This is a genomic window from Pseudomonas sp. AG1028 (genome assembly GCF_007993955.1).
Taxonomy (GTDB): domain Bacteria; phylum Pseudomonadota; class Gammaproteobacteria; order Pseudomonadales; family Pseudomonadaceae; genus Aquipseudomonas; species Aquipseudomonas straminea.
The window spans coordinates 227,233-237,756 of sequence record NZ_VIVP01000004.1 but is presented as its reverse complement, the minus strand read 5'-3'; the positions used below and the strand labels follow the sequence as shown (position 1 = coordinate 237,756).

The window sequence follows — 10,524 nt, the reverse complement described above, 5'->3', positions numbered from 1 at the left end:
GCGATTGACCTTAGCGGTAATAACAACGGTGGTCACTCGTCACCCGCGCCTGCCCGGCGCGGTTTGGCACCGCTACAGACAGTCAGACGCTGCTCGGTTCAGGCGGGCAGCGCTTTTTACAGGGTAGTTAGGCAAAAATGAACAAATCAAAAAAGCGGCTTATCGGGTGGGTAGCGGCGTTGACCGTTTTTTCAGGCGTGGTGCTTTACGCCATCAGTGCACCAGCCAAACCACCGCATTACATCACTGCTGAAGTTAGCCGTGCTGATATCGAGGATGCTGTACTGGCCACCGGTACGCTGGAAGGCGTCAGGCAGGTGGATGTGGGCGCGCAGGTATCCGGGCAGCTGCTGTCTCTAAAGGTGAAGTTGGGCGACAAGGTAGAAAAGGGCCAGTGGCTCGCACAGATAGATCCACTGGTCTTGCGCAATACCCTGCGCCAGGCCGAGGTCGACGAGGAGCAGTTGCAGGCGGAGCGGCGTTCGACCCAGGCGCAGGTGAAACAGGCCAAGCGGCTGTATGAGCGGTATCAACAACTGCAGGAAGATCAGGCCGTTTCGCGTCAGGATTTCGAGAAGGCCGAATCAGACTACGAGGTACTTGAGGCCAATCTTGGATCGTTAGACGCAAAGATCAAAAGTGCCCGAGTACAAATCGATACCGCAAAGGTAAATCTGGATTACGCGCGTATCGTCGCCCCCATTGATGGCGCTGTGGTGGGCATCGTGACTCAGGAAGGCCAAACGGTCATTGCTCAACAGATGGTGCCAGTGCTGCTGAAACTGGCTGATCTGGACACCATGACGATCAAGGCGCAGATATCTGAAGCCGATGTGATCCATATCAGCCCAGGGCAGGCGGTGTATTTCACGATTCTGGGTGACGATAAGCGCTACTACGCCACACTGCGAGGCACCGAACCAGCACCCCAAGATTATCTGGAAACCGAGAACAGCACCTCGACGCGGCAGAATGCAGCAGTTTTCTACAACGCGCTGTTCGACGTGCCCAACCCCGATCAGCGCCTGCGCATCGGCATGACGGCTCAGGTGCGTATCGTGCTCGACACCTCTACCGATGCGCTCAACGTACCGGTTGCCGCACTCGGGGCCAGCAATGGCGATGGCACGCACAAGGTGCGGGTGCTGGATGCGCAAGGTTTCGCACAGACGCGCCAAGTGAAAGTCGGCATCAATAACAACGTGCAGGCAGAAATCCGCGACGGGCTCAAGGAGGGCGAGCGCGTGGTGATCGCCGACCCGCAGGCGCTGGCGGCGGGGAGCTGAGCATGAATCAGAAGGTTGACCTTCAGGGGTTGGATAACCACCCCCTGAACACCGACGAACCGTTGCTGCGGCTGCGTGATGTGAGCCGCTGCTTCATGGCCGGTGACCGTGAGTTCCACGCCTTGCGCGGCATCGACTTGGATATTTATGCCGGAGAGCTGGTGGCAATCATCGGTTCTTCAGGCTCGGGCAAATCCACGCTGATGAACATCCTCGGTTGTCTGGATCACGCCAGCGCAGGCAGTTACCGGGTCAAGGGGCGTGAGACTCGCACCCTTGATGACGACGCTCTGGCGGCGCTGCGCCGCGACCACTTTGGTTTCATCTTCCAGCGCTACCACCTGTTGCCGCACCTGAATGCGATGAGCAATGTGGAAATTCCGGCGATCTATGCCGGCACCGCGCAGACTGCGCGGAACCAGCGTGCCGAGGCACTATTGGTTCGGCTGGGCCTGGGCGGGCATCTGGAGCACCGGCCCAGCCAGCTCTCCGGAGGTCAACAGCAGCGAGTGAGTATCGCCAGGGCGTTGATGAACGGTGGCCAGGTGATACTCGCCGATGAACCGACTGGTGCGCTGGACAGCGCCAGTGGCCGCGAGGTAATGAGCATCCTGCGCGAGCTGCACGCGGCCGGACATACGGTGGTGCTGGTCACTCACGACCCGAAGATCGCCGAGCATGCCGACCGGGTGATCGAGGTTAGTGACGGGCAGATCGTCAGCGACCGAAGCAATGTCCCTGTAGTAGCAGCGTTGTCGCAGCCTGACGCCGAGGCTGCGCCCCAACGCGGCTGGCGGGTCGGCCTTGGGCTGTTCCGTGAAGCCTTCGCCATGGCCTGGATCGCGCTGATCTCACACCGTATGCGCACCTTGCTGACCATGCTCGGAATCATCATTGGAATCACCTCGGTGGTGTCGATCTCGGCCATTGGCGAGGGTGCTAAGCGCTACGTGCTCAAGGATATTCAAGCAATCGGCAGCAATACCATCGACATCTACGCCGGCAGCAATTTCGGTGATAGTCGGGCCAAGTCGATTGAAACCCTGCTGCCAGCAGACGTGGTCGCGCTCAATCAGTTGTATTACGTCGACAGTGCCACGTCGGTGCTAGGCCGCAGCATGCTGCTGCGCTACCGCAACCTGGACGTTGACGCCCAGCTCAATGGCGTCAGCAGCCGTTACTTCCAGGTGCGCAATCTGCAACTCGCCGCCGGAATAAGCTTCAGCGACGAGGACGCTCGGCGCCAGGCCCAGGTGGTGGTATTGGACCACAACACCGCGCAGCGGCTGTTCGGTCCGGATGTGAACCCGCTCGGCCAGGTAATTCTGGTTGGCCAATTGCCGTGTACGGTTATTGGCGTGACTGCCGATCACAAGAACCTGTTCATCGCAGGCAACACATTGAATGTCTGGATGCCCTATGAGACGGCTGCTGGGCGCGTTCTCGGCCAGCGGCATCTGGACAGTATCAGCGTAAGGGTCAAAGACGGTATGCCCAGCAAGGCCGTTGAGGAGCGCATCAATGCATTGATGCTACAGCGCCATGGCACTAAGGACTTCTTTACCAACAACTTGGACAGTGTGATGCAGACCGTCGATAAGACCAGCCGCTCGCTGACTCTGCTGCTGTCGCTGATCGCGGTGATCTCGCTGGTGGTTGGTGGTATTGGGGTGATGAACATCATGCTGGTTTCGGTAACCGAACGGACTCGCGAAATCGGCATTCGCATGGCAGTGGGGGCGCGACAGTCGGACATCCGCCAGCAGTTTCTGGTCGAGGCGATCATGGTCTGCCTGATCGGCGGAGTGATTGGTATCGCCTTGTCCTATGCCATCGGTTACCTATTCACCCTGGTGGTCAGCCAATGGGAGATGGTGTTTTCGCCACTGTCGGTGGTGACTGCGTTCGCTTGCTCGACGCTGATAGGCGTTCTGTTTGGTTTCGTGCCGGCGCGCAACGCTGCCCGGCTCGATCCAATCAATGCCTTAGCCCGGGATTGAGAGTCTTGCAAGGGTTATAAGACCCTAGTTGGCTGACGGCATGGTGTCGGATGATTCATACAGCCAGCGCATCAGTGCGTTCCGGCCGCTGATACCGAGCTTTGCCGTGGCGCGGCGCATGTAGCTGCCGACTGTGTTGACGGTAAGCTTAAGACGCTCGGCCTGCTGCGGGGCTGTATGCCCTGCAAGCAGTCCCAGGCAAACCTGTTTTTCGCGCTCTGATAATTTCATGCCCGTTACGCGTAAGCGCTCTTGAAAACGCTCCTCGATACTGGTGGAAATGACGGCACGGCTTCGTTGGCATTGCAGATGTTGTTCGAGTAGTGAAAACAGCAATGGGGCTAGATGATTGAGTTGGTTTGCCTCCTCATCACCAAGAGGCTCCTGGCGGAATACCACGATGCTGTGCTGGAAATGTTCGGTGCTTTCTTGAATGCGCAGGCGCGAGGCGCTATCAGGCGGTAATTGACCGCTGTTCGATGTTATCAAGTCGTCAAGCGTTTGCTCGGGCTCATTGGGCGAGGCCAGGAGAGCGATCGACTGAAAGTGGGCAGCATCCACGCCCAGTTTTTCCATGATCAGATTGTGAAGAGCAATGGTGAACTGGTTGCTTCCAATACTGGCAATCGCTCTACCTATCTGTGGCAGCAGACGATAAGGCATGATTTTCATCCATGAATTCAAAACTGAGAATTTGTTGTCAGGTGATTATATGACCTGCTGGTCATTTTGGTGTGATTCGCTTGGCATTCAGATTCGGAAAGCGATGAAAGGGCTATTGCCATGCCGTGCCAGAGTAGTCCTGGTGTTGTGACCACTTGACGTCGACTTTGAAACCAGCTCCGCTCGGTTACGCGCCTTAGTTCCTCCAAAGCGTTTTATTTGTGCACATGTAGGGGGAGTTCGCTGCGCGCCGTTCCCATTTTGTGAAAATGTGGCTGGCTTTTTGGTTGGGCACGTGTAGAAAAGACTCGAAGTCTTTGAAGGGTATTCAGGGTAATTCTGCGAATTCGTTCCTATGCTTGCCTCAAGTAGTGCCATTCACGGCTGCCTGACTTGTTGTTCCAGGAGAAACGACCATGAACAAGCTGCTGTTCGCCAGTCTCAGCCTCATCGCCTGCACCACCGTCCAAGCCAATGACAAACAGGTGCATTTCTACAACTGGTCCGACTACATGGGCCCCGACACCCTGAAGAACTTCGAGAAGGAAACCGGCATCGCCGTGGCCTACGATGTCTTCGAAACCAACGAGATGCTGGAAGCCAAGCTATTGTCCGGACACTCCGGCTACGATCTGGTGGTGCCGTCCAGCCAGTTTCTGTCCAAGCAGATTCGCGCCCAGGTGTACCAGCCGCTGGAGCGCGGCAAGCTGCCCAACTGGTCGCATCTGGATCCGCGTCTGATGCAGCGCCTTGAGGCCGCTGACCCTGGAAACAAATACGCGGTGCCGTATATGTGGGGGACGGTCGGTATTGGCTACAACGCCGAGAAGGTCAGGGCGGTGCTGGGCGATGGCGCGCCGGTTGATTCCTGGGAACTGGTGTTCAACGCCGACAATCTGGCCAAGCTGAAGGGCTGTGGCGTGGCCTTTCTCGATGCGCCGGTGAAGATTATTCCCCAGGCGCTGCATTATCTTGGGCTCGACCCCAATAGCCATGAGCCCGACGATTACACCAAGGCCTCGGCGCTGCTTCAGAAACTGGCGCCGTCGGTGACCTACTTTCACTCTTCGCGCTATATCTCGGACTTGGCCAACGGTGATATCTGCGTGGCGGTCGGCTATTCGGGTGACGTGATGCAGGCCCAGAGTCGTGCCAAGGACGCCGGCAAGTCGGTGGATATCCGTTATGTGATTCCGAAGGAGGGCGCCAACCTGTGGTTCGACATGCTCGCCATTCCCCGCGATGCCCGTAACCCCGATGGCGCCCATGCGCTGATCAATTATCTGCTGCGCCCCGAGGTGATCGCGCCGGTCAGCGATTACGTGGGCTACGCCAACCCCAACAAGGATGCCACCGCGCTACTCGAGCCGGGCGTGCGTGACAACCCGGGCATCTACCCGGCCGATGAGGTGATCGGCAAACTCTACGTGTCCGCCGACCTTCCAGCGCCAATCCAGCGCATCATCACCCGTGAGTGGACGCGGATCAAAACCGGGCGCTGAGCCCGCGTAGCGGCGCCTTGTGAGCGCCGCCGTTACGCTATTTCGACAGTTCTCTCATCTTGCATCTGATCGTCGGTGGGGCTGGTGCCTGAAGTGATCATCTGTGTAGGATGACGCCCGGGTGTTAGCCGCATGGTGCGGTGAGACAGGTCTGTTGCGTTGGTCGGGCCGCCGCGCGGAGCTCGTTCGTCCATGAAATCGCGCCCGTCCTTTCAGGATATTCCCCGTGCCCAGCGTTTGGCTGAGCATGCCTTCGCCTGCGTTCGTAACCTCCTTCATCGTGAAGCCTTCAGCGGTGTGGTGCTGCTGCTGGCCACCGCCGCCGCGCTGATCTGGGCCAATTCGCCCTATGCCGACAGTTATCACGCGCTCTGGCATGCGCCCGTGTCGTTTGGCTTCGGTAGCTTTGGCGTTAGCCAGTCCCTGCATTTCTGGATCAACGATGGCCTGATGACCCTGTTCTTTCTGGTCGTCGGCATGGAGATTCGCCGCGAGATGCATGATGGCGCCCTGGCCGATCTGCGCCAGGCGTCGTTGCCCATTGCCGCAGCCTGCGGCGGGGTGATCATGCCCGCGCTAATCTACGCCAGCCTCAATTTGAAGGGCGCCGGTCTGCACGGCTGGGCGATTCCGGCCGCCACCGATATCGCCTTCGCGGTCGGCCTGCTGGCCTTGCTGGGCAAAGGTATTCCTTCTGGCGTGCGCATCTTTCTGCTGACCCTGGCGGTGATCGATGACGTGATCGCGGTGATCCTCATCGCGCTGTTCTATTCCGACGGCCTCAACTACAGCGGCTTTGCCCTGGCTGGCATCGGTGCACTGGCAGTGCTGGGTCTGCAGCGCATTGGTATTGGCTCGGCTTTCGCCTATGTACTGCCTGGCGGCCTGATGTGGGGGGGGCTGCTGATGACCGGTGCGCACCCGACTCTGGCTGGGGTGATTCTCGGCCTGATGACGCCGGTGATCTGCCTGCCAACCCGCGAGCTGCCGCGTGATGCCGTGGGCCGTATCGCCCGTGAGCTGGAAGACGACAGTGGTACGGCGGTGGCGTCCAACGAAGCTGCCCAATCTGTGCGTGAATTGCGCCTGGCCCAGCGCGAGCTGTTGCCACCGGTGGTGCGCGTGCAACTGGCACTGCACCCCTGGGTCACCTTTGGCCTGATGCCGCTGTTCGCCCTGGCCAACGCCGGTGTGAGCCTGGGCGGAACCGATCTTTCGTCGGCAACTTCGCACTGGGTGATGCTGGGCGTGGCCATCGCGCTGCTGGTCGGCAAGCCGGCCGGGGTTATCAGCGTCAGCTGGCTGGTGGTCAGGCTTGGCCTGTGCCGCCTGCCGGCCGACGTGTCCTGGCGCGGCGTCGCGCTGATCGGTCTGCTGGCCGGGATCGGCTTCACCATGTCGATCTTCATCGCCAACCTGGCGTTCAGCGATGCCAACCTGCTGGCTGCAGCCAAGCTGGGCGTGCTGCTTGGCTCGCTGGCTTCGGCAATCTTGGGGTTGATCTGGGGTGTGCTTTACGTAAAGCGTTTGCGTAGCCAGGGTTCTTCCAGCGCGGCCTGATCTGCTGCTTGTCTTTCGGCCTTCGGCAAGCGATTGATACCCAGAGAAAATGGTTTTTTCGGCCCGTACTTTTGGGTAAAGTGCGGGCCTCTTTGGGGAGTAGCCTGCTGCCAATTTTATTTGGCAGCGTTCGTATCAACATTCTCGGCAGCAGCCGTGGTACGAACACCTTTCGGTTGGTGAGACCAATGACAGATACGTGCCTAAGGTCGGGCGCGTGTATCCGTCATTGACTCATAGCCCGACCGAGACGTAACCGTGAGCTTCCTATCCCTCGTTCTCCTGGCTTTCGCCATGTCCACCGATGCCTTCGCCGCGGCTGTTGGCAAGGGTGCTTCGCTGCATAAACCCCGTTTTCTCGACGCGCTGCGTACCGGGCTGATCTTTGGCGTGATCGAAGCTATTACGCCGGTGATCGGCTGGTTCATCGGCCAGGCGGCCGCCAGTTTTGCCGAAGAGTGGGATCACTGGATCGCCTTCACGCTATTGCTGCTGCTCGGCGTGCATATGATCTACGCAGGCTTGCGACCCGACGCTGATGAGGAAGAGGAAAAGCCCAAGTCCCATTCGTTCTGGCTGCTGGCCGCCACGGCGCTCGCTACCAGCATCGATGCGCTGGCGGTGGGCATCGGCCTGGCCTTCGTCGACGTGAACATCTGGGTGGCGTCACTGGCTATCGGCCTGGCGACCATGACCATGGCCACCATCGGTGTGATGCTCGGCCGTCTGATTGGCACCGCCATCGGTCAAAAGGCTGAGATCCTCGGCGGCCTGGTGCTGATTGGCGTGGGCGCAGCGATTCTCTACGAGCACACCATGTGATGCTCGCGCCCGCTGCGCTGCAGCGCGTTCGTCAGGCTTTTGCGGACGTTGGAGTAGGGCGGTTGCGAGTACTCAGCGAAACGGCATCGTGAAAAACGATACATATAGATGAATTCAGCCATGTTTCTGAATATTTCGACAGCCGCTGCGCTTGTATAATTGCCGGTTAATCGCCCGCCGGGCTCTTCTAAAACGACTTCTTGGATTATTCGATGGCAAACGATAGATCGCCACCTTCGGCTGTCGCGCGACTTTGGCTCGCGGCGCTCGGCCTGGTCATTCTGGCAACCGGCCTGTTTTTCAGCGTTTACGGGTACCGCCTGGTCGCGCTTGGCGGCAGTGCCTACTTCCTGATCGCCGGTGTGGTGATGCTGGTCGCTGGCTTACAGATCGTGCGTGCTCGGGCTTCTGGCGGTGTGCTGTTCGCAGCGGTGTTCGTCGGCTCCCTGGCCTGGTCCCTGTGGGACGCCGGCCTGGATTTCTGGCCGCTGATCTCGCGGTTGATGGTGCTGACCGGCTTCATGATCTGCGTGGCGTTGTCCTATCCGCTGCTGCAGCGCGGTAGCGGCCGTACCGCCAGGCCGGCGCCGGCCTTCGTGGCGGCCGGTGTGTTGTTACTGGGTTTCGGCGCCGCGGTATGGGGCATGTTCCAGCCCCATCCGGTGGTGGCCGCCAGTGGCAATGCGCCGGTGGCGACGCCGGCGAGCGAGGCGCAGCAAAACTGGGAGCACTACGGCAACACGCCAGGCGGCTCGCGTTTCGTCGCGCTGGACCAGATCACCCCCGATAACGTCAAGAATCTGCAGGTCGCCTGGACCTATCGCACCGGTGACGTCCCGGAAAGCCCGACCGGCAATGGCGCCGAAGACCAGCAAACGCCGCTACAGGTCGGTGACCGCGTATTCCTGTGCACCCCGCACAACAACGTCATCGCCCTGGAAGCGGCTACCGGCAAGGAAATCTGGAACCGGCAGATCAATGCCCAGCAGAAGAAGTGGATGCGCTGCCGCGGCCTCGCGTACTTCGATGCCACGCGGCCGATCGCCCAGCCCACGCAGCCGAATTCGACGCCCATCAAGGTGGCCAGCGTAGCGGCCGGCGCCGCTTGCCAGCAGCGCATTCTGATGAACAGCATCGAGTCCGAGCTGATCGCCCTGGACGCCAACACCGGCGAGTTCTGCTCCGACTTCGGCGTACAGGGTCGTGTCGACCTCAAGGCGGGATTGGGCAAGGGTGCCGATGCGGGCCAGTATTCACTGACCTCGGCGCCGACCCTGGCCGGCACGACCGTGGTGGTTGGCGGCCGTGTAGCCGACAACGTCAGCACGGATATGCCGGGCGGCGTGATGCGCGGCTTCGACGTGATCACCGGTGAGATGCGCTGGGCATTCGACCCGGGCAAGCCGGAAGATCGCGAAGCGCCAGCGGTGGGCGACACCTATACCCGTTCCACGCCGAATGTCTGGGCGCCGATGTCCTACGATCCGGACTCCAACACGGTGTTCATGCCGGTCGGCAGCGCCGCCATCGACCTGTGGAGCCTCAAGCACACCGCGCTGGACCGCAAGTACGGTGCCTCTATGCTGGCGCTGGACGCCACCACCGGTGATGAGAAGTGGGTCTATCAGGTCGTGCACAACGACCTCTGGGACTTCGACGTGCCGATGCAGCCGAGCTTCATCGACTTCACCCAGCCCGACGGCAGCAAGGTTCCGGCGCTGGTGTTCGGCACCAAGGCCGGCCAGCTGTTCGTGCTCGACCGCCTGACCGGCAAGCCGCTGACCGAAGTGCAGGAGCGTGCGGTGCAACCGGGGCAGATCGAGGGTGAGCGTTATTCGCCGACCCAGCCGGTTTCCGTCGGTATGCCGCAGATCGGTGCGGACACTCTGACCGAGTCCGACATGTGGGGCGCCACGCCGTTCGACCAGCTGATGTGCCGCATCAAGTTCAAGTCGATGCGCTATGACGGCCTGTTCACGCCGCCGGGTACCGACCCGTCGCTGAATCTGCCAGGCTCGCTGGGCGGCATGAACTGGGGCGGCCTGTCGGTCGATCCGACGCGCAACTACCTGTTCGTCAACGACATGCGTGTCGGTCTCGAAGTGCAGCTGATTCCTCAGCCAGCCAAAGGCAGCGTGCCGAAGAATGACGGCGGCGAAGCGGCCAACATCGCCAACGCCGCGGTACCGCTGGAAGGCACGCCGTACGCGATCAATGCCAAGCTGCGTTTCACCTCGCCGTTGGATATCCCGTGCCAGAAGCCGCCGTTCGGCACCCTGACCGCCGTTGACCTGAACACCCGGCAGATCGCCTGGCAAGTACCGGTCGGCACCGTGCAGGATACCGGCCCGCTGGGTATCAAGATGCACCTGCCGATTCCAGTCGGTATGCCGACCATCGGCGGCACGCTGTCCACCCAGAGCGGCCTGCTGTTCATCGCCGCCACTCAGGACTACTACCTGCGCGCCTACGACAGCGCCACCGGCCAGGAAGTCTGGAAAGGTCGTCTGCCGGTCGGCAGCCAGGGCACGCCGATCAGCTACAAGGATCCGGCCACCGGTAAGCAGTACATCGTGATCTCTGCGGGCGGCGGCCGTAACTCGCCGGACCGCGGCGACTACGTGATCGCCTACGCACTGCCGGACTGAGTCCGTAAGCCCCTGCAGCGAAGTCGCTACAGGGGCCTTTTTC

The 10,524-nt window shown here is 60.5% G+C and carries 7 protein-coding genes and 1 riboswitch; of the genes, 6 read left to right on the top strand and 1 reads right to left on the bottom strand.

What is annotated here, in order from left to right:
- The first annotated feature begins 137 nt into the window (after positions 1-137).
- Together macA and FB481_RS08305 are read left to right on the top strand one after the other, a co-directional pair.
- On the top strand, positions 138-1,286 hold the full coding sequence (macA, locus tag FB481_RS08310) for a macrolide transporter subunit MacA (protein ID WP_147175923.1): 1,149 nt from the start codon (positions 138-140) through the stop codon (positions 1,284-1,286).
- A 2-nt stretch (positions 1,287-1,288) separates the two neighbouring features.
- Positions 1,289-3,286 carry a MacB family efflux pump subunit gene (locus FB481_RS08305; RefSeq protein WP_147175921.1) on the top strand — a complete coding sequence of 666 codons (1,998 nt, stop codon included), beginning with the start codon at positions 1,289-1,291 and terminating at the stop codon, positions 3,284-3,286.
- 24 nt (positions 3,287-3,310) lie between these two features.
- Here FB481_RS08305 and FB481_RS08300 read toward each other — a convergent pair whose 3' ends face one another.
- Positions 3,311-3,949 (bottom strand): response regulator transcription factor, encoded by a 639-nt coding sequence (locus FB481_RS08300; RefSeq protein WP_093505045.1) that lies wholly within the window; start codon positions 3,947-3,949, stop codon positions 3,311-3,313.
- 416 nt (positions 3,950-4,365) lie between these two features.
- Between FB481_RS08300 and FB481_RS08295 the strand changes: the two genes are divergently transcribed.
- The 4 genes from FB481_RS08295 to FB481_RS08280 all read left to right on the top strand — a co-directional run bounded on the left by FB481_RS08295 (position 4,366) and on the right by FB481_RS08280 (position 10,481).
- Positions 4,366-5,451, top strand: a complete 1,086-nt coding sequence (locus FB481_RS08295; RefSeq protein WP_093505043.1) for a polyamine ABC transporter substrate-binding protein — start codon at positions 4,366-4,368, stop codon at positions 5,449-5,451.
- Positions 5,452-5,643: 192 nt separating this feature from the next.
- The gene (nhaA, locus tag FB481_RS08290) at positions 5,644-7,011 is read left to right on the top strand and encodes a Na+/H+ antiporter NhaA (RefSeq protein ID WP_093505041.1); all 1,368 of its coding nucleotides are present in this window, start codon (positions 5,644-5,646) and stop codon (positions 7,009-7,011) included.
- Positions 7,012-7,098: 87 nt separating this feature from the next.
- Positions 7,099-7,265: riboswitch (yybP-ykoY riboswitch) on the top strand.
- Between the two features lie 4 nt (positions 7,266-7,269).
- Positions 7,270-7,833, top strand: a complete 564-nt coding sequence (gene mntP / locus FB481_RS08285) for a manganese efflux pump MntP (protein ID WP_147175919.1) — start codon at positions 7,270-7,272, stop codon at positions 7,831-7,833.
- Positions 7,834-8,045: 212 nt separating this feature from the next.
- Complete coding sequence (locus tag FB481_RS08280; RefSeq protein WP_147175917.1) at positions 8,046-10,481, top strand: membrane-bound PQQ-dependent dehydrogenase, glucose/quinate/shikimate family; 2,436 nt, start codon at positions 8,046-8,048, stop codon at positions 10,479-10,481.
- Positions 10,482-10,524: the final 43 nt, after the last annotated feature.

Coding starts and splice junctions, on each gene's coding strand:
- FB481_RS08300 (WP_093505045.1), bottom strand. CDS start 3,949: ATGCCTTATCGTCTGCTGCCACAGATAGGTAGAGCGATTGCCAGTATT.
- FB481_RS08305 (WP_147175921.1), top strand. CDS start 1,289: ATGAATCAGAAGGTTGACCTTCAGGGGTTGGATAACCACCCCCTGAAC.
- FB481_RS08295 (WP_093505043.1), top strand. CDS start 4,366: ATGAACAAGCTGCTGTTCGCCAGTCTCAGCCTCATCGCCTGCACCACC.
- macA (WP_147175923.1), top strand. CDS start 138: ATGAACAAATCAAAAAAGCGGCTTATCGGGTGGGTAGCGGCGTTGACC.
- FB481_RS08280 (WP_147175917.1), top strand. CDS start 8,046: ATGGCAAACGATAGATCGCCACCTTCGGCTGTCGCGCGACTTTGGCTC.
- nhaA (WP_093505041.1), top strand. CDS start 5,644: ATGAAATCGCGCCCGTCCTTTCAGGATATTCCCCGTGCCCAGCGTTTG.